This is a genomic window from Halomonas korlensis (assembly GCF_900116705.1).
Lineage (GTDB): Bacteria > Pseudomonadota > Gammaproteobacteria > Pseudomonadales > Halomonadaceae > Halomonas > Halomonas korlensis.
The window spans coordinates 180,798-200,129 of the sequence record NZ_FPBP01000005.1; the positions used below are offsets into that span (position 1 = coordinate 180,798).

18 protein-coding genes are annotated in these 19,332 nt (G+C 60.9%); 7 read left to right on the forward strand and 11 right to left on the reverse strand.

What is annotated here, in order from left to right; all coding sequences use genetic code 11:
• Positions 1 to 69: 69 nt before the first annotated feature.
• Together BM341_RS09085 and BM341_RS09090 are read right to left on the reverse strand one after the other, a co-directional pair.
• Positions 70 to 1,839: an SLC13 family permease gene (locus BM341_RS09085; protein WP_089795112.1), complete on the reverse strand. Its 1,770-nt coding sequence runs from the start codon at positions 1,837 to 1,839 to the stop codon at positions 70 to 72.
• Positions 1,840 to 2,039: 200 nt separating this feature from the next.
• Entirely contained in the window at positions 2,040 to 2,246 is a 207-nt protein-coding gene (locus tag BM341_RS09090; RefSeq protein WP_089795114.1) for a cold-shock protein, read from the reverse strand.
• Between the two features lie 704 nt (positions 2,247 to 2,950).
• Between BM341_RS09090 and BM341_RS09095 the strand changes: the two genes are divergently transcribed.
• Complete coding sequence (locus BM341_RS09095) at positions 2,951 to 4,645, forward strand: sodium:solute symporter family protein (protein ID WP_089795116.1); 1,695 nt, start codon at positions 2,951 to 2,953, stop codon at positions 4,643 to 4,645.
• Between the two features lie 74 nt (positions 4,646 to 4,719).
• Positions 4,720 to 4,851 carry a putative transporter small subunit gene (locus BM341_RS19375; RefSeq protein WP_217646196.1) on the forward strand — a complete coding sequence of 44 codons (132 nt, stop codon included), beginning with the start codon at positions 4,720 to 4,722 and terminating at the stop codon, positions 4,849 to 4,851.
• 77 nt (positions 4,852 to 4,928) lie between these two features.
• Here BM341_RS19375 and BM341_RS09100 read toward each other — a convergent pair whose 3' ends face one another.
• On the reverse strand, positions 4,929 to 6,596 hold the full coding sequence (locus BM341_RS09100; protein ID WP_089795118.1) for a GMC family oxidoreductase: 1,668 nt from the start codon (positions 6,594 to 6,596) through the stop codon (positions 4,929 to 4,931).
• An 18-nt stretch (positions 6,597 to 6,614) separates the two neighbouring features.
• Positions 6,615 to 8,126: a CoA-acylating methylmalonate-semialdehyde dehydrogenase gene (locus BM341_RS09105; RefSeq protein WP_089795120.1), complete on the reverse strand. Its 1,512-nt coding sequence runs from the start codon at positions 8,124 to 8,126 to the stop codon at positions 6,615 to 6,617.
• A gap of 166 nt (positions 8,127 to 8,292) precedes the next feature.
• Between BM341_RS09105 and BM341_RS09110 the strand changes: the two genes are divergently transcribed.
• Entirely contained in the window at positions 8,293 to 9,180 is an 888-nt protein-coding gene (locus tag BM341_RS09110) for a LysR family transcriptional regulator (protein WP_089795241.1), read from the forward strand.
• A gap of 203 nt (positions 9,181 to 9,383) precedes the next feature.
• Here BM341_RS09110 and BM341_RS09115 read toward each other — a convergent pair whose 3' ends face one another.
• On the reverse strand, positions 9,384 to 10,064 hold the full coding sequence (locus BM341_RS09115) for a PRC-barrel domain-containing protein (RefSeq protein WP_175507837.1): 681 nt from the start codon (positions 10,062 to 10,064) through the stop codon (positions 9,384 to 9,386).
• A 298-nt stretch (positions 10,065 to 10,362) separates the two neighbouring features.
• Between BM341_RS09115 and BM341_RS09120 the strand changes: the two genes are divergently transcribed.
• Complete coding sequence (locus BM341_RS09120) at positions 10,363 to 11,178, forward strand: PRC-barrel domain-containing protein (protein ID WP_139232991.1); 816 nt, start codon at positions 10,363 to 10,365, stop codon at positions 11,176 to 11,178.
• A 59-nt stretch (positions 11,179 to 11,237) separates the two neighbouring features.
• Here the strand turns inward: BM341_RS09120 and BM341_RS09125 are convergent, their stop codons facing one another.
• Positions 11,238 to 12,359 carry a phospholipase D-like domain-containing protein gene (locus tag BM341_RS09125; protein WP_089795127.1) on the reverse strand — a complete coding sequence of 374 codons (1,122 nt, stop codon included), beginning with the start codon at positions 12,357 to 12,359 and terminating at the stop codon, positions 11,238 to 11,240.
• A gap of 310 nt (positions 12,360 to 12,669) precedes the next feature.
• Between BM341_RS09125 and BM341_RS09130 the strand changes: the two genes are divergently transcribed.
• Both BM341_RS09130 and BM341_RS09135 read left to right on the forward strand, forming a co-directional pair.
• Positions 12,670 to 12,897 carry a con-10 family general stress protein gene (locus BM341_RS09130; protein WP_089795129.1) on the forward strand — a complete coding sequence of 76 codons (228 nt, stop codon included), beginning with the start codon at positions 12,670 to 12,672 and terminating at the stop codon, positions 12,895 to 12,897.
• A 308-nt stretch (positions 12,898 to 13,205) separates the two neighbouring features.
• A complete protein-coding gene (locus tag BM341_RS09135) occupies positions 13,206 to 13,556 on the forward strand; it encodes a DUF1622 domain-containing protein (protein ID WP_217646197.1) in 351 nt (116 codons plus the stop codon).
• A gap of 24 nt (positions 13,557 to 13,580) precedes the next feature.
• On the opposite strand, the gene BM341_RS09140 is transcribed toward BM341_RS09135, so the two are convergent.
• Positions 13,581 to 14,336 (reverse strand): phosphatase PAP2 family protein, encoded by a 756-nt coding sequence (locus BM341_RS09140; protein ID WP_089795131.1) that lies wholly within the window; start codon positions 14,334 to 14,336, stop codon positions 13,581 to 13,583.
• Between the two features lie 203 nt (positions 14,337 to 14,539).
• Between BM341_RS09140 and BM341_RS09145 the strand changes: the two genes are divergently transcribed.
• Positions 14,540 to 16,480 (forward strand): metallophosphoesterase family protein, encoded by a 1,941-nt coding sequence (locus BM341_RS09145; protein ID WP_089795132.1) that lies wholly within the window; start codon positions 14,540 to 14,542, stop codon positions 16,478 to 16,480.
• A gap of 123 nt (positions 16,481 to 16,603) precedes the next feature.
• Here the strand turns inward: BM341_RS09145 and BM341_RS09150 are convergent, their stop codons facing one another.
• The 4 genes from BM341_RS09150 to BM341_RS09165 all read right to left on the reverse strand — a co-directional run bounded on the left by BM341_RS09150 (position 16,604) and on the right by BM341_RS09165 (position 19,234).
• Positions 16,604 to 17,167, reverse strand: coding sequence for a type 1 glutamine amidotransferase domain-containing protein (locus BM341_RS09150; RefSeq protein WP_089795134.1), 564 nt, complete (start codon positions 17,165 to 17,167; stop codon positions 16,604 to 16,606).
• Positions 17,168 to 17,321: 154 nt separating this feature from the next.
• A complete protein-coding gene (locus tag BM341_RS09155) occupies positions 17,322 to 17,807 on the reverse strand; it encodes a phosphatidylglycerophosphatase A family protein (RefSeq protein WP_089795136.1) in 486 nt (161 codons plus the stop codon).
• A complete protein-coding gene (locus tag BM341_RS09160; protein WP_089795138.1) occupies positions 17,804 to 18,589 on the reverse strand; it encodes a tellurite resistance TerB family protein in 786 nt (261 codons plus the stop codon). Before BM341_RS09160 ends, BM341_RS09155 begins: the two co-directional genes overlap by 4 nt.
• Before the next feature lie 78 nt (positions 18,590 to 18,667).
• A complete protein-coding gene (locus BM341_RS09165; RefSeq protein ID WP_089795140.1) occupies positions 18,668 to 19,234 on the reverse strand; it encodes an NnrU family protein in 567 nt (188 codons plus the stop codon).
• Positions 19,235 to 19,332 lie beyond the last annotated feature (98 nt).

Consider the following 19,332-nt stretch of genomic DNA (forward strand, 5'->3'; position numbering starts at 1 on the left):
CGAAAAAAGTGGGAAAACCTCGCCACCCTACCGTAAAGCTGCCGCCGCGGCGAGACGGTCCGCCACCGCTTAAAAAGGCCAGATAAGCGGAATCAGCGCCAGCGCTATGCCTCCCGTCAGCAGGTTGAGCGGGGCACCCAGGCGCAGGAAATCGCTGAGACGGTAGCCTCCCGGCCCCTGCACCATGAGGTTGGTCTGGTAACCGATGGGCGTCAGAAAGCTGGCCGAGGCCGCGAACATTACCACCACGACGAAGGGCATCGGGTTGACCCCCAGGCTCTCGGCGCTGGTCATGACGATGGGAAAGGTGATCACCGCCGCGGCATTATTGGTGACCAGCGCCGTGAGCAGCGCCACCACGATATAAGTGGCCACCAACAAGGCCCAGGGATTGCCGCCGGCCATGGCAAGCACATTTTCGGCCAGCACCCCCGCCGCGCCGGACGTCTCCAGGGCCGCACCAAGGCCGAAGGAGGCGGCGATGGTCAGTAGCACCTGCGTGTCCAGGCCGCGCTTGGCCGCGCCCACGCTGCAGCACCCGGTGAGCAGCGACAGGGCCGCGCCCAGCATTGCGGCGTTCATCATGCTCATCACGCCCAACGAGGCCAGCAGCACCACGCCGGCGAGGATGCTCCAGGCCAGCCAGGCCTTCTCGTGGACCGGCCGCGCCGCGCCATTGACCTGACTGATCAACAGGAAGTCGCGTGATTGCCGATGGCGCTCGATGAAGGGCGGACGCGCCTCCAGCAGCAGTACATCGGCGGCTTGCAGGCGCACCTGCCCGAGGTTGCCAACGACTCGCTCGCCACCGCGGCACACCGCCAGCACCGCGGCGCCATAGAGCGTACGAAAATGCCCGTCGCGAATCCGTTGACCGACGAACTGGCACTGGTTGGACACCACGGCCTCCACCAGACGGCGCTCCTTGAAATCCTTTTCAAGGCTCGACGCTCCATGACGCGATGGCACCAGGCCACGAACCTGCTGCAGATCCACCGCCCCTTCGCTGGTACCAGCAAAGACCAGCCGGTCGCCACCCTTCAGGCGCTCCCCGGGCCCGACCACACTGACCACGTTGCCCTCGCGCTCGATCTCGACCAGAAACAATTCGCGAAGATGGCGCAACCCGGCTTGCTCCACGGTCTTGTCGACCAGCGGGCCCGCCGTATCGACTTCCATCTCGATGGTGAACTCGCGCGGATTCTCGAACAACGCCGCGGCACCGCGCCGCGCCGGAAGCATTCTGGGACCCAGCACGACCAGGTAAACCAGACCGGCTATCGCGACCGGCACTCCTACCCAGGCGATATCGAACAACCCCATGGCAAGCCGAGGCTCGCGATCAATCAGCAGGCCATGCACCACCAGGTTGGTACTGGTGCCGAAACGCGTAATGGTGCCACCCAGAATGGAAGCGAAGCTCAATGGCATCAGCAGGCGGTGAGCGGGCAGCGGCAGCCGTCGGCTCCAGCTCAGGACCGCAGGAATATAGGTTGCGACCACCGGCGTATTGTTGAGAAACGCGCTGAGTGAGGCCACCGGCAGTAACAGGCGTATAAGTGCCTTGAACTCACCGTGCGGCCGCCCGAGCACGTAACGGATGATCAAGTCGATGCCGCCCGTTTCGCGGATGCTCGCGACCAGCACGTACATGAACGCCACGGTGAACAGCCCGCTGCTGGAGAAGCCTGCCAGCGCCTGGTCGGGCTCGATCACACCCAGGGTCAGCAGCAGGATCACCGCGCCGAGCAGCACGATATCGGGTCCAAGGCGGGAGAACGCCATCATGGGAAAGACAGCGGTAACAACGATGAGGGCGAGCCAGGCATCCAGCGTCATGAAGCAGATCCATCACAACAGGCAAAGCAGCCATTGTGAGGCCATCGGATTATTCTAAAAAGTTATTTTTAATAATTTTTTAAGACTTAAATATTATATGAAATAATGACGCGCACGCAAAAAGACCCGCTTTCGCGGGCCTTTTTTACACTACTCGAAAGCAGTGACATCTAGGTCATTACAGACTCAGCCAATTAGGCTCAGTTGACAACCTGGATGTTGGAAGCCTGGAGGCCTTTCTTGCCCTGGGTGACGTCGAAGGAAACCTTCTGGCCGTCTTGCAGGGACTTGAAGCCTTCAGCCTGAATCTCGGAGAAGTGAGCGAACAGGTCGTCACCGTTGTCGTCCGGAGAAATGAAGCCAAAGCCTTTAGTGTCGTTGAACCACTTAACTGTACCAGTAGCCATTTTCGAAATCCTCGAATAGCGTTTGATTGTGCCGGGAGATACCCGAATTGCAGTGGGTAAAACAAGAAACTTTCACCGGGAAATCGATGCTACAGAGCGTTTCGATGACCACTTGCGATGTTCGACTTGCTAACCAACTGGACGCATCATGCCTTCTTGCCGAGCGCAGGTCAAATACTATTTGTTATGGATGGCATGCTCTGGATAACAGGCCTCTACCCTGCACAAGCGGGCGTCTGGACCAAGCGGGCGTCTGGACATAGTGGAAGGGAAACCGTAAGGTAGCTGGCAGACAAGGCCATATTGTATACAAAAATTGTATCATGGCCGCTGGCCACACCGACCACGGCGGCCGGATCACCGATACGCTTGAATGCTCATGTTCATGACGCCCTCGACAACAAGGGAATCCATGACGGCAACACTTGCCCTCAAGGATAGCGCCTCCCACCCGTTTCCCCGGCCCGACATAGCGGCTGCCCTGAGCGACAAGGGCGACCCCTGAGGCCACTCCCCGGCCGCCCTGCGGCCGGATTGCCAGCCCGTTACCCCCGCTGACTGCCTGACAGATTCAGCACGGGGCCGGTGTGTGTTCTGCACTCCCTACCGGGCGGCGCCCCCTGCCGGCCATTGTCCGCAATGGTCAGACACCACTCTGTGCCGACCGCATCATGTCGGCGTACTGAATCACTGCGAGGAACTCCGTGAACGATCCTGACTTCTATCAATTCTCCACCCTGACGGTATTGCTGCTGCTCGCCGCCTTCTACGGCGGGACCTACCTATTGACACTGAAGATCCGCAAGCCTCAGGAAGATACCGACGCCTACATGGTCTCCAATCACCGCATCGGCTTCGGCATGGGGGCGGCCAGCATGACCGCCACCTGGATATGGGCGGCCTCCTTCTACGCTGCCGCCACCTCCGGCTACACCTATGGCGTCTCCGGCCCGTTACATTACGGCCTGTGGGGGGCACTGATGATCCTGTTCATCTATCCCTTCGGCAGGCGATTCCGCAAGCTGGCACCCAACGCGCATACCCTGGGCGAGCTGATTCATGCGCGCCATGGCTCTTCGAGCCAGCTGATCCTGGCACTCTCCAACGTAATGGGCAGCGTGATCAGCCTGATGGTCAACTTCACCGCCGCCGGCGCCCTGGTAGCCGTGCTCTCGCCGCTCTCGTTCCAGGCGGGGGTCATCATCGCCGGGGTCGGGGTGCTCGGTTACACCCTGTGGTCGGGCTTTCGCGCCTCGGTGCTCACCGACTTCGCCCAATTGGTGGCGTTAATGGCCATCGCCGTGGTGATCATCCCGGCGGTGCTGTTCGCCATGGGGGGGCCTGGCGCCATGGTGGCCGGCCTCGACAATCTCACAGCCGAACAATCCAACCTCTTCTCGATGACCGCCATCCTGGAACAGGGAGCTCCCTTCTTTGTAGCCGTGCTGGCCTATGCCATCGGCAATCAGACCATCTCCCAGCGTCTGTTCGCGGTGAACGAGAGCCACATCAAGCCCACCTTCATTACTGCCACCGTAGGCTACGGCGCTATCGTCATTGGCCTGGGCATGATCGGCCTGATGGCACTGACACTCGGCGTGGAGCCGATGAACGGTGACATGAACAACCTGATTCCGCAGATGGTCTCGAGTTATCTGCCCCCGGTGTTCATCGGACTCTTCTTCATCCTGGTGATCGGCTCGCTCTCCTCAACCGCCGACTCGGATCTCTCGGCGCTCTCCGCGATCATCATGGCCGACGTCTACGGCAAGAACATCGCTCGCGGCAAGGCAGATCCTAAACGCATGCTGCTGATCGGCCGGCTGACCATGGTAGTCGCCACCATGGTGGGGATCGTCTTCGCCAGCTTTTCCCTGGATATCCTGGTGATGCTGGTCTTCGTCGGCGCACTATGGGGCGCCATCGTCTTCCCGGTGATCGCCAGCTGCTTCTGGGATCGCGTGACCAATGCCGCCTTCACCACCTCGGTGCTGGTCGCCATGGTGCTGTTCTGTATTGCACGCTTCGAGCTGGTGCCGCTCGCCGGCGGCGCTGGTCTGTTCTTCGAGATCCTCGCCAGCATCGGGGGCGGGATCATCATCGCCTTGATGGTCTTCGGCTTCTGCGGCAGGCGTCTGGGCGCCATTGCCGGCGTGCTGGCCGGCCTCGCCATGCTGGTGTTCGCCACCGGTTTCCTGCGCGACTACACCGTACTGCTGGCCTCGCTGACCGCCTACGGCGCCAGTACCCTGGTCTGTACCCTGATGAGCCTCGCCAGCCCGCAGCGCTTCGACTTCGACACCATTCGCCAGCGGGTCGGCAACTATGACGACCACCAGCCGACGGACGAGCGTCCGGCCCGAGGCGGCGCTGCCCCGGGCTTCGCCGAGCAATACTGAATTACGCAGATGTTCGGGCCGGCGGCTCTGCCGGCCCCGACAACGCCCCCTCAACGACATAGGAGCATGCTTTCATGCAGACCTTGATCTACGGCGCTTACGTCCTCGTCTGGCCCGCCCTGACCCTTGGGGTGCTGGCCCTGATCTGCCGGGCCGTGTGGCGCGACATGCGCGCCGCCAATAAGGATGATCGCGACCTGGTCTAGGGCCGGGTAGCAGCCACCAACACGACAACGGCAGGCCAATGGCCTGCCGTTGTCGTATCCCGCCAGGTGATGGCACTTCACTCGCCGGTGAGAATCCAGTTCGCCGCCTTCTCGGCGATCATCAGCGTCGGCGAATTGGTATTGCCACTGGTAATGGTGGGCATGACACTCGCATCGACGATGCGCAGCCCCGCCACGCCACGCACCCTGAGATGCGGGTCGACCACCGCCATGGCGTCGTCGTCCCGCCCCATCCGGGCAGTCCCCACCGGATGGAAGATAGTGGTACCGATGTCGCCGGCCAGCCGCGCCAGATCGTCGTTGCTCTGGTACGCCATCCCCGGCTTGACCTCCTCGGGCGAATACTTCGCGAAGGCCGGCTGTTCGGCGATACGCCGGGTGACCCGCAGCGAATCCGCCGCTACCTGGCGATCCTCGGGGGTGCTCAGGTAGTTGGGCGAGATAGCCGGCGCCTGGCGGGGATCGCGACTCTTGATGCGTACCGTGCCGCGACTGGTCGGGTTGAGGTTGCACACGCTCGCGGTGATCGCCGGGTAGTCGTGCAGCGGTTGGCCGAAGGCTTCCAGGCTCAGTGGCTGAACGTGGTACTCGAGATTGGGGTGCGCATACGCGTCGGAGCTGCGCGTGAAGGCGCACAGCTGCGACGGCGCCATGCTCATGGGACCGGAGCGTTTCAGGACATACTCCAGGCCAATCTTCGCCTTGCCCACCCACGAGTTGGCCATGGTATTGAGCGTCTTGCCGCCCTTGACCTTGTAGATGGAGCGGATCTGCAGGTGGTCCTGCAGGTTTTCGCCCACCCCGGGCAGGTCGGCTACCAGCGGAATGTCGTGCTCGGCCAGCAGGTCGGCCGGGCCAATTCCTGAGAGCTGCAGCAGTTGCGGCGAGCCGATGGCGCCGGCGGAGAGAATCACCTCGCGGTCCGCCTGGGCGACCACCTCCTTGCCCTCACGCTCGACGCGCACCCCCTGACAACGCACTTCGCCACCCGGCGCCGTCTCGCTTCCTCGTTCCAGAATCAGCCCCAACACCTGCGTGGAGTGCCAAAGCGTCAGATTGGCGCGCTTTTCGGCCGTACGCAGGAACGCCTTGGCGGTATTCCAGCGCCAGCCCGAGCGCTGATTGACCTCGAAGTAGTCGACCCCCTCGTTGTCGCCGCGGTTGAAATCGCGGGTGCGCGGAATGCCGGCCTCCACGGCTGCCGTGGCGAAGTCATCGAGCACCTGCCACTTGAGGCGCTGCTTCTCCACCCGCCACTCGCCGCCCTGGCCGTGATACTCGCGGTGGGCGTTATCGGCGTCACCGCCCTCGTCCAGGCGATAATGACTCTCGTGCCGGGTAAAATCCGGCAGGCAATTGTCCCAGCGCCAGGCGTTCTCCCCGGTAACCTCGGCCCAATGGTCGTAGTCCCGCGACTGGCCCCGGATATAGAGCATGCCGTTGATGCTGGAGCAGCCGCCCAGGGTCTTGCCGCGCGGATAGATCAAGGTACGGCCGTTGAGGCCCGGGTCGGGCTCGGTGCGAAAACACCAGTCGGTCCGCGGGTTGTCGATGCAGTAGAGATAACCCACGGGGATATGGATCCAGTGGTAGTTGTCGCGGCCACCCGCCTCGATCAGCAGTACCCGGTTGGCCGGGTCGGCGCTCAGGCGGTTGGCCAGCAGGCAGCCGGCGGTACCGGCCCCCACGATGATGTAGTCGAATGCTTGGGTTGACTCAGACATGACCGACGCTCCGGCAGCTTACTTGGAGGTCGGCATGACGAATTCGGCCCCGGCGTCGATGGAATCGGACCAACGCTGCATGATCGACTTCTGCTTGGTATAGAAGCGCACGCCCTCTTCGCCGTAGGCGTGGGTATCGCCGAACAACGAGCGCTTCCAGCCACCGAAGCCGTGCCAGGCCATGGGCACCGGAATCGGCACGTTGATGCCGACCATGCCGACCTGGATGCGGCGGCCGAACTCGCGGGCCACGCTGCCGCTCTCGGTGAAGCAACTCACGCCGTTGCCAAACTCATGGTCATCGATCAGTTGGATGGCGGTCGCGATATCCGGCACCCGCACGCAGACCAGCACCGGGCCGAAGATTTCCTCTTTGTAGATGGTCATCTCCGGGGTGACGTGATCGAACAGGGTACCGCCCATCCAGAAGCCTTCGGCACAGTCGTCACCGCTGCCCGAGGCATCGAAGTTGCGGCCGTCGACGACCAGCTTGGCGCCCTCTTCCACGCCCTTTTCGATATAGCCGGTAATGCGCTGATGCGCCTGGGGCGTCACGATGGGGCCCATCTCGGCGTCAAGTTCCATGCCGTTCTTGATCGTCAGGGACTTTGCCCGCTCGGCCAGTCGCGGCACCAGCGTGTCGGCGACATCACCCACCAGCACCGCCACGCTGATCGCCATGCAGCGCTCGCCGGCGGAGCCGTAAGCCGCGCCGATCAGCGCATCGACAGCCTTGTCCTGGTTGGCATCGGGCATGACCACCATGTGGTTCTTGGCCCCGCCCAGCGCCTGGACGCGCTTGCCGTGATGGGCCCCGCGCTCGTAGATCAGGTTGGCAATCGGCGTGGAGCCAACGAAGGACAGCGCCTTGACGTCCGGGTGCTCGATCAGCGCCTCCACGGAGGCCTTGTCGCCCTGGATCACATTGAAAACGCCATCCGGCAGGCCCGCCTGCTTGAGCAGGTCGGCGATCAGCAGCGAGGCGCTGGGGTCGATCGGGCTGGGCTTGAGGATGAAGGTATTACCCGTGGCAATGGCGATGGGGAACATCCACATCGGCACCATGACCGGGAAATTGAAGGGTGTGATACCAGCGACGACGCCCAATGGCTGGCGCATCGTCCAATTATCGATGCCGGTGCTGACCTGCTCGGTGTAGTCGCCCTTGAGCAGTTGTGGAATGCCGCAGGCAAACTCGACGATATCGATCCCGCGGGCGACTTCGCCCTGGGCGTCGGTGAAGACCTTGCCATGCTCGAGGGTGATCGCGCGCGCCAGCTCATCCTTGTGCGCGTTGAGCAGTTCGAGAAAACGGAACATGACCCGGGCGCGACGCAGCGGCGGGGTGTCGGCCCAGGCCGGAAACGCCGCCTTGGCCGCAGACACCGCCTGATCGACATCGCCGTGCGAGGCCAGGGCTACTTGCCCACTGACCTTACCGGTGGCCGGGTTGTAAACATTCTGGGTCTGGCCGGAATCACCGCTGGCCATTTGCCCATTGATGAAATGCGTGATGGAAGCTGTGGTCATGGTGGCCTCGTGAGTTGTGAGTTGTGATCGGCACCGATCGCAATGCCTGCGCGATGGATGCAAGAAGGTATCAGGCCAGCTTACCGGGGTGACCGCAGGTAGCAATTGAGAAATCTCGAACCGGGATATAAAGTTATCTTATATCGCGTTGTCTCAGGCCTTCATCATGCAGGATCTCCAGGCACTCCGAGCCTTCGTTATGGTCGCCCATGAAGGCAGCGTCTCTCGGGCCGCCACGCGGCTTCATCTGACACAGCCGGCGGTCAGCCTCAAGCTCAAGCAGCTGCAGACATCGCTCGCTCTGACGCTGTTTCAGCGCCATCCCCAGGGGCTCACGCTGACGGCTGACGGTCACGCGCTGCTGCCCGCCGCCGAGACGACCCTGGCCGCGATGGCGGCCTTTCACCAGCGCGCACAAGCCCTGCATCACACCCTGCACGGCCGGCTAAAGATCGGCACCATCGTCGACCCTGAGTTCATCCGCCTGGGCGCCTTCCTGCATCGCCTGGTGGAGTGCGCCCCGCAGCTGGAGACCGAGCTGCATCACGGTATGAGTGGTAGCGTCCTGGAGCGCGTTCGACGCGGCGAGCTCGACGTCGGCTTCTTCCTCGCTGCCCCCGGCGAAGGCACCGGTGAGCCGGACGTCGTCCACCGTGAGCTGACCCATTTTCATTACCATGTCATCGCCCCGGCGGGCTGGGGCAATCGCTTGGCAAGCGCCGACTGGGCGAGCCTCGCCGCCCTGCCCTGGATCGTGACGCCAACGGATTCCGTCCACCACCGGTTGTTGCAAGGGGTGCTGGCACCGCTGGGGCTTACCCCCAACGGCGTGGCTCAGGTGGATCAGGAGGTCTGCATGCTCGATCTGGTCCGCGCCGGCGTGGGCCTGAGCCTCTCACGCGACGCCCTGGCCATGGCCGAGCGCCAGGAGCGCGGCCTGTGCGTTGCCGACGGCATTCGCCTGCCCTGCGCGCTGAGCTTCATCTGGCGTCGTGACCGCCGCGAGGAGCCGATCATCGCCACTGCGCTGGAGATCCTCGGCCGCGTCTGGTAGCTCTGCTCCCATGACACCCCTATACGGGAAAGGGGCACCCTGAGAGCAGACATACCGGACTTTATGTCGGAACTTTCTGTCGGGACTTCATGGCGGGGAATAGGGGAAGCGCCGGGGCCAGGCCCCGGCGACGGGCTCAGTCGCACGCCTCGAACTTGACGCGGCCGTCACGGTCGACCTGGATCTCCGCGAACTCTCTCTAATCAAGACGTACCATGATTACTGTCCTCGCCATTACTGCCCTCGCCATTATTGCCTGGATACGAATCGGTCCGCTCGATATCGCTCTGCGAGTAGGGAAGGACCATTATCCAATCCGGAGTGACCCAGCCGAGCTCGGTGGGTAACCAGTAATTGGTGGCTTCTATACCATCCGTGCCGATGACCGCGCTAGTCAGTTCCCCTTGCTCGTTCAAGATCAGGTCCTCGACCTCGGCATAGGGCGAACCTTCAACTTGTACGCCCATGCCGAGCATGGCTCTGGCACTGACTTGGTTCTGGCTGAAAAGCTCGCCTGGCGAAAGCGTGACCTGCTGATCGCCGAATTCTGACGGCTGCTGTCCGATGGACAACAAGACATCGCTGGGCTCGAAGACTTCCACCGGCCACTCGATGGTACGAAAACCGCGTTCCACCTGATTGCCGTTGGAGTAGATCACCAGCGACTGAATGTTGCCTTGATCGTCGAATATCACATCGGCAACTTCACCGACCTCGGTGTCCTCGCCTGCGATCACGTCATCTCCCAGCAACTGGGTTATCGTCCAGGTCGATGAGGGATCGCTGCGCTGATCCTGCCAGTCGCTCAGATTTTCAGGCGCTGCCATTACTGTAAAGGGCAAGGCACCGATGCAGAGTATAATCAAGCGATATTGATTTATCATACTGCCTCCTCTCTCAAGCATTCTCGAGTTAAACAACAATGTTTATGACGAATCAATCCGGTTATTTTCCAAAGTGGCACCCTCCGAGCCAGCGCGCAAATAATCATATTCACATATATTAATTTTGCATGTAGCGCTAACTCGGCCACGATGGCTTGCCTATGATTCAAGCTCGTTGCGCATGAAGTTTAGCATCCACTTTATTTATGTTTACTAACACCTGATCACGGCGTAATCGAAGTAGCACCCAAACCGCACTTCATCTAACCTGACTAGCCAAAGCCGCGAGCAGCTGGAGGTGACACAAGTGAATGTGCATCAAAAAACACTAATATTACTTATGTGTATCTCTCTTTTTTCACTGGCAACTCAGGTCCAGGCAGTTGAAGAGGAGACACAAGGCAGCGACCGAACTAATCAATTTGATATGGATACAACGTCAAACGACACTAATGTTAGATCTATTGATGAATGGAGTTACGCGCCTATCTATGAAAAGGGAGGCTTCCGGGCTGAAAAAATGCTGGAAGCGAAGGTATTCGGCACTCAGGGAGCCGAGATAGGCGATATCAAGAATATCCTTCTTGACCAGAAGAACCAGATTGTCGGCGTCATTGCTGAAGTCGGGGGCATGTGGGATAGCGGTGACAGGCACATTTCCGTTCCATGGGATGAAGTTGTTTTTTCTGAAAACGGTGTTGAAATCCCTGTCCAGCAAGACAATGTCGAAGAATATGATATATTCAGGGAGTTTGATGAGGCTTATGTTTCCGAACAAGAGCTTGAGCGCATCAAGGAGGTGGAAGAGGATGTTGCACTCGGCCCGCGAACCTGGAAGATCACCGATGTCTTGCATGACTACGTAAGAATGAAAGATGGTACAGATTACGGCCTTATTACCGATGCACTTTTTGCAAAGGATGGCGTCATGCAGGCCATCATTATCAAACCGGCTAACACCGAAACCGGCCAGGGACCCCGAGCCTACCCCTTCTATGGATACCCGCAGGGCTGGCGGCCAGGTGACAGACATTATGTCCTTCCTTTCGCTAGAGAGGACATTGAGACATTACCGGTATTCGAGTATGAAAAATACAAGAGCGTTTGGGATTGAGAAAAAACCCTGACTATCCCTCGCTGGCGGTACTGCGATGGCGAGACGGCAACGAGTCTTTAGCGCAACAAGGTCAGCCAGGCGTTGACCTTGCCCAGCGTATGCTCACGGCCCCATTGCCACCAGGGGCGTCGGGACCACTCCTGCGACGATATCGCATTGCTGGTGGCGATGTGCTCGCTGTACAGCGTGGCCAGTTCCGTGACGAATCTCGTGTCTTCTACCTCCAGGTTGGCTTCCAGGTTCCAGCGCAGACTCCAGTGATCGAAATTACACGAGCCGATCGTGCACCAATCATCGACCAGGCAGAACTTGGCATGGGTGAAGGAAGGCTGGTATTCATAGATACGTACCCCCGCCCGAAGCAAGCGACCATAATAGTGGCGTCCCGCGTAGTGCACGCTGGGGTGGTCATGATGCCTGCCTGCCACCAGCAGTCGTACGTCTACGCCGCGCTGTGCCGCGGCCATCAAGTGACGACACAGGCTAGGCGTGGGGACGAAATAAGGGGTATACACCCACGCACGCCGAGCCGCCTTGGCGATGCGCGCCTGGAGAGACAAGCGAACCGCCTGGTAGCGGTGTCCGCGTTGCCACACCACACGACCCATCATCCCCTGCTCGCGGGGTTCGACATTCCTGTCACTGAGCATGCCCTGCGGCAGCAGCCTCTCGTCGTCTCCCTGGGTCAGCGAGGAAGCCCAGAGCTGGGCAAACAGGCCCTGCCAGACGCTAACGACCGGACCCTCGCTACGCACTGCCAGGTCAAACCAGTGTTCCAGGAAATCATCCGTGATGCAGAAACCGCCCGTGAAGGCCACGCGGCGATCCACCAGTACCAGCTTGCGATGATCGCGCGTCAGGTTGGTGCTCAGCCGCCCCATAAAGAGCGGATTAAACAAGCGCAGGGACACCCCCGCCCGCATGAGTCGCGCTCGGTCATGGTGTTTCAGGCCTTTGGCACCGTAGCGGTCGAGGAGCACCTGGACATGAACGCCACGGTCGGCGGCCTGGATCAAGGCCTCGTTGATCCGATCAGCGAGGCGTCCGGACGCAAACAGGTATTGCTCGAACAACACCGACTCGTTAGCCGTTTCGATGGCTGACACTATCGCTGGCAAGTAGTGCTTGGCATCGGGGAGCAAGGTGAAATGGTTGCCGCTTCTCCAGGCGTGACGCATCTGTGCCCACCTTTTATCGCCTATGGCCCATGACGTATGACTCAACGAAGGGTAGGGGTTCGCCGTGTCCAGCCAATGTTGATGCAGCATACCCAGCACCACTCTAGTTAACGTTAACTCAGATTTAAATAAGTAACGCTGAAATTAAAAAATTAACGTTTAAACACATATCAGGTAACTAAAGGCTTGCAAGCTACCGTATAGCGTCTATTCTAAAAACTCTAGGTTGATACATGCTTTGCAAGGTAAGCGAGCTAAGCGCTCTCGAAATGTATTAACCTTTGTTAAGGATGACTGTAAGGAGACTATCATGGCTGATAAGCGTAAAGACGATAAGGGTATGTCAACAAGTGAAGCGGGCAAGAAAGGTGGTCAACAGAGCGGTGGCAATTTCGCCAATGACCCCGAGAAGGCCTCTGAAGCCGGTAAGAAGGGCGGCCAACAGAGCGGCGGTAACTTCGCCAATGACCCCGAGAAGGCTTCTGAAGCTGGCAAGAAAGGCGGCGAACACAGCCATGGCGGAGGCCGCAACTCTTGACAGCCCAGCAAATGGGTTGACCCCGACCTAATTGCTTAACATCACTCTTTATTGTTTTACGAAAACGAATAGGGCCAGAGTCAATGCCTCTGGCCCTTTACGTTGCCGGCTTCAATACTTTGCAATAAGTTACCGGCATAACCCGCAAGCGCACGCACCTTGCGTAAGCCAGCCGAGCCATGCTTGGACCGTTAAAAAAATATTAGCAATACTTTATAAAACAGCCTTATGAAACGCATCTGCGCATTTTAGACAATAGCGAGTGCGCAGTCCAATCACCTTTACAGTCGTTCCCTTCTGGAGGAAATGTGTCAGAGATCGTAAAGCCTATTGCAGAGTGGGGCGTGGCAATCATGGAGATAATTGGCATCTTCATTATTGCCGGTTATGCATTCTATGCTCTAATCGTTGAGCCATTGCTGCTAAAGAAGCGGGGGCAAACCGAAACAATATTTCGTGAGGTCCGCCAGCGTCTCGGACGAGGCATACTGCTTGGCCTGGAGTTCCTCGTCGCGGCAGACATCATTCATACCGTCGCAGTGGAACTGACATTTGAAACGGTTGGCATATTAGCCATTATTGTATTAATACGTACCTTTCTCAGCTTTACGCTGGAGGTTGAGCTGTCTGGGCGCTGGCCTTGGCAGAATAAAGAGTAATGGGTTCGTTGACGGGAAGTTAGTTTAATCGGTGCCTGACCAGCTCTCTTCAGTCTCCACCTGCCCACGCCGCTGCATCCAGCGCATCGCCAGCCAGCACAGCGCCGCCCAAGCGGCCCCGGCCGTCCAGCCGGCAAGCACATCCGTCGGCCAATGGACCCCGAGGTAGACACGGCTGATACCCACCAGCAGCGTGAGCAAAATCGCCAGCACCAAGATGTAGGCCTTCAGCCTCAGCTCGGGGTGTACGCGGGTGAGCAGCGCGGCAAGGGTAAGGTAGGTCACGGCAGACATCATCGCGTGGCCGCTGGGAAAGCTTGCGGTGTAGACGAGGGAGTCATGAGGCACAAGGTCGGGCCGAGGGCGATCAAAGCCCACTTTCATCGAGGTGCTGAGCAGTATGCCGCCGGGCACCGCGATCGAGGCAAAGAGCGCCGCACGATAGCGCCGGGCAAGTAGCAGGTAGCCCAGTGCGCCCAGCGAGACCAACACCAGCACGCCTACCCCGCCAAGCGCGGTAAAGTCTCGCCCCAGCTCCTCTACCCAGCCCGCGCCGAGCGGGTCGGTGTGATCGGCAGGATTGCGCAGGGAGAGCAGCAGGGTCTCATCGATGCTCTGGGTGTCTCCCTCGGACACCTCGTCGGCCAGCTCGACAAACCCCCAGACCCCGCCTGACATCACCAGCACGCACAGCAGCACCGCAAGGTCGTGGCGACCAAGCCGGGCCAGCAGGGAAAGGCTCTGGCGTCCGACACGTTGGGTCTTTTCGAAGTGTTTCATGGCAGCTCCCTTGCTGTGAAAAGCCACACGCCATCTCGCTGCGCTTCCCTGGCCAGTTCGCTTTAACACCGTATCATAGTCGATCCGCGCCAATGTAAGACGTCAGCCTGTAGATTGGCGAACCTAGGCAGAATCAGCAAAGAACACGTCAACGACTACCCACAGAGAGCCAATCAATCAGGCTCACCATCCCCGGAGGCTACATGACGCTCGATGCAATCCCCGACGCGCCGCTGCCGGAGGTTCTTGCGGGCCCCGTGCTCAGACGTATTACCCTGCAACGCCTGGTGATCTGGCTGGTGGGGTCGCATCGCCTCGACATGACGCTGTTGCTGCGCCCTGCCGGTCATCCGCCCCGCCGGCTGACACTCAACGCCAGTCGCGTCAGACGCTTGCCTATGGGGCGCCATGCCTGGCTGCACCTGATCGATGTGCCGCTGGCCACACCGTTGCCGGCCGGGGTCGTCATCGATTACGACCTGTTGCTTACCGACGCAGACGGCAAATCCACCGGCATTGCCGCCTGGGCCGCTCACCTGCTGCATGACGGCGCGACGCGGCCCGCCTTCGTGATCGCCGAGCGCCACCACCGCCTGCTGCACGGCTCCTGTCGGCGCCCTCACTATGACGGGCCGGACGGCCTGGTGCGCACCGATGCCTGGCTGGCCGAGCGCCGCGATCGGCCCGATGAATGGCCCGCCTGGTTATTGATGACCGGCGACCAGGTCTATGCCGACGACGTGGCAGGCCCCTTGCTGGTGGCGGTCCATGCGCTGATCGACCGCCTGGGCTTGTTTGATGAAGTGCTGGAAGGTGCGACGATCGACACCAGCCGGACCCTGCATACCACGGAACCCCATTACTACCGGCGCTACGAGCTTCTGCCCGACGTCGAGTCAAGCAACGCCTTGCGCGATCGCTTCTTTGGCGGCGCGCGCAAGCCCGTGTTCACCTCAGCCAATGCCAACAATCATCTGATGAGCTTCGCCGAGATCATCGCCGTGTATCTGCTGGTATGGTCGCCGATCCCCTGGCAACTGGCCGGGATGACCACGCCGCCACTGAGCGACACCCACCGACAGCGTTTCAACGCGGAAAAGACGATCATCGAGGCTTTCATCGCCGGGCTGCCTGCCGCCGCGCGCGCCATGGCTCACCTGCCCTCGCTGATGATCTTCGATGATCACGACATCACCGATGACTGGAACCTCACCGCCGACTGGGAGCAGACCGCCTATGGCCATCCCTTCTCGCGGCGCATCATCGGCAATGCTTTGCTTGGTTACCTGCTCTGCCAGGGCTGGGGTAACGACCCGGACCGCCTCGCCCCGCTCGTCGACGAGGCCGCCCAGGTGCTGGAAGCGGCATCGGAGGCGCAGGGCTGGCTGCCCAGCAAGCCCCTCGACGCGTTGATCCAGCGGCTGCTGCGCTTCGAAGGCTGGGAGTACCAAGTGCCGGGATCGCCGCCGTTGATCGTGCTGGACACGCGGACTCGCCGCTGGCGCAGCGAACGCAGCCCACGGCGTCCTTCCGGACTGATGGACTGGGAAGCGTTGTCGGAGCTTCAGCAGCACATCCTCGATGCACCCTCGGTCGTGATCGTTTCTCCAGCGCCGATGTTCGGCGTGAAACTGATCGAGGTGATCCAGAAGCTCTTCACGCTGGCCGGCAAACCGCTGCTGGTCGATGCCGAGAACTGGATGGCCCATCGCGGGGCGGCCAAGGTGATGCTCAATATCTTTCGCCATTCCCGCACGCCGGGGCATTACGTGATTCTCTCCGGCGACGTTCACTATTCCTTTGTCTACGACATTCGCATCCGGCAGCGCCGTGAAGGGCCCAAGCTCTGGCAGATCACCTCCAGCGGCATCAAGAACGCCTTCCCCGTCACGCTGCTGGACGGCTTCGACCGGGCCAACCGCTGGCTGTATTCGCCCCGCTCCCCGCTCAACTGGTTTACCAAGCGCCGGCGCATGGAAACCCGCCCGCGCGACCCGGATCGCGCCAGGGCCGGCGAGCGGCTGTGGAACGGCGCCGGTATCGGCCTGGTGGATCTGGATGAACAAGGACGCCCGAGTCATATTTGCCAGCTCGATGCCCGCGGCTTCGACGTGGTGTTTCCCCCACCTCACGACCATGATTAAGGCTTGCGACGACACCGTGCCGGGCCTGAAACGCAATACGCCTGCCGGGCTTGCCCGGCAGGCGTATCGGTCTTTCGACATTGCTCGATTAGCCGGCGACTCGTCCGGCAGGAACAGTGATCGTCAGGCTGTCTGGCCGGCATGCCGGCCTTCGCGGATCTCCTCGACCAGCTTGTGACAGAAAGCATCGAGATCCTGGGGCTTGCGGCTGGTGACCAGGCCGTTATCGACGACGACCTCTTCATCGACCCAGCGCGCCCCGGCATTCTCGAGATCCTTGGAGACCGAGGGATACGAGGTCAGCGTACGCCCCTTTACGACCTCGGCATTGATCAATATCCAGGGCGCATGACAGATCGCGCCCACCGGCTTGCCGGCCTCGAAGAAGTGGCGCACGAAGCTCAGGGCCTGCTCGTCCTGGCGCAGGGTGTCCGGATTGAACAGCCCGCCCGGTAACACCAGAGCGTGATAGTCCTTCGGCGAGGCCTGATCGAGTGCCTTGTCGGCCTCATAGGTCTGACCCCAGTCCTTCTCGGCCCAGGCGCGAATGCCCTTGCCATCGGGCGAGATCACCTCGACCACGATGCCCTGATGCTCGAGTTTGCCCTTGGGCACCGCCAGCTCCGATTCCTCGAAACCATGGGTGGCAAGAATGGCGACGCGCTTACCGTCGACGGGTTGGCTCATGGCTACCTCCTTGCGGCTCATTGCCAGTTACGGGATGCAAGTAATGAATGATGTCAGCACAGGGTTCCTTGCACACTCCCAGAGCTTAGGTTAGCTCCCGCCTTTCTCAAGGGTACGTAAGGACTTGTCCTGTAAAGAAGTGCAACCGTGGCGCTCAGGAAACGGAGTCTGCCTGACGGCGACGCCATAACGCCAGCGCAGCGGCCAGCAGCAGCCAGGCGTACAACGCCGCCACCGTGTCATCGAGCACGATGCCCAATCCGCCAGCCTCCCCTTCCAACTGGGCCGCCGGGGGCGGCTTGGTAATGTCCAGCACGCGGTAAGCCACGAAGGCGCCCGCCATCACCAATGGCTGACGCGCCGCTGCCTGGCCAAGTATCGCAACGGGAAAGGCCAGGTATTCATCGGCGACGATACGCCCGTCGTCCTTGCCACCGAGCGTGTCGGAGGCCAGATGGCAAATCGGCACGGCGACCAGCAGCAGCAATGCCGCAACCGACAGCTGGATTCGCCGCGAGCGGCCCAACAGCCACCAGGCCAGTGGCAGGCCCAGCAGCGAACCGGCGGTGCCGGACGCCAGCGGCGAGAGCCCCAGACCAAAGCCGGTGGCCCACCAAAGGTTGAGGGTGTCGAGACTCAACTGGCGTCTCGGGCCTGGCGCTCGAGTTCTTCAACCACTGCTGCCTCAAGCTTCAGTGCCTTGGCCAGCTGGTCCAGCCAGGCGCGCTCCATGGGGTTCTGCTCGTCGATCACCGCAAGGCTGACCAGGTACATCTCGCGAGCGGCCTGGGGCGAATCGGCCTGACGCGCCAGCGCCTCGGCATCCAGCGGGGCCTTGAACTGCTGTTCGACCCAGCCATGCAGTTCCGCATCGGCGCCCATGGCGTCGATCTGCTCGGTGAGCAGCGCCCGTTCGCGCTCATCGACATGCCCATCGGCCCGAGCCGCCATGATCAGTGCCTGCAGCAACTCGAGGCTGCGCTGCTCGCTGGCCTCACCTCCCAGGCGCTCCACCGGCTCGCCCTGGTTCGAACGCGCCGTGGCACTGGCCTGCGGTGTCGAAGTTTGTGTCGAGGCCTGTGCCGAAGTTTGGGAATTGGCCTGGGCGTTCTGCCAGGCCTTCCAGGCCAGTGCTCCGACCCCGGCCAGCGCGCCATACTTGAGCGCCTTGCCACCCAGCTTACGACCCCGGCTCGACCCCACCAGCATGCCCAGGGCGCCGCCGCCAAGCAGACTCTTCATGTCAAAGCCAGAACTGCCGGAGCTGCCCTCAGCCTTGCCCGCCGACGACTGGCCGCCGCCGAACTGCTTCGACAACCCCTCCAGCATTCCCTGGACATCCACGCCGCCGGCACCGGACTGCCCCCCGGACTTGCCGCCGGCCTGTTGCATCAACTGTTGAAAGATCTTGCTGGCGTTCATTTCATCTCTCCTTGAAAAGCCCTAATTAGCCCTGTCAAACCTGCCTAGCTTCTGAGCGGTCACTGCTCGTCCTTTATCTCACATCACCGGCACGCCGGTGATCCACACATGCAGATGAAGTGCGAAAACATAGTACGCCACCAGCCCGATCACCACTGTCGCCGCGGTATTGGCCAGGCGCGGTGAAGACATGGCGGGGCGTGGACGCCGACGTGCCGCGCGAAAATCCAGCACCGCCCACAACAGGAAGGCGCCGAAGAAGATGATGTCGCCAAGTCGACCGTTGGCCAGCAGGTGAGCCAGCGCCCAGACCTTGACCGAAAGCACCATCGGATGACCCAGCTTCGCCTTGAGATGATTGCCCGGCACGTAGGTGGCCACCAACAGCACGAAGGCGGGAATCATCAGCAACGCCACGGCGTGGCGCATCCCCGTGGGAGGCGACCACACCCAGACAGGATCGAGGCGCATCTGGCCGAAGCCCCAGATAGCCAGGGCCAGACCGAGCAGGGAAACGACTGAAAAGGCCACCTTCCAAGGCATCTCGCCCAGGCGCTGGATCTGTGCGCGCCGCCAGTCATCAGCGAAAATGCGCACCGAATGGGCGCCAAGAAACAATATCAGGCCGAGAATCATCACGGTCATGGAGGTAATGTCCTTCTAGGGTCGGGTATGAAGGGTTCCGCATCGCAGCAGCGCCAGCTTAACCGCTGTGGTAGCCACTCACTAGGTGTGCTTATCGT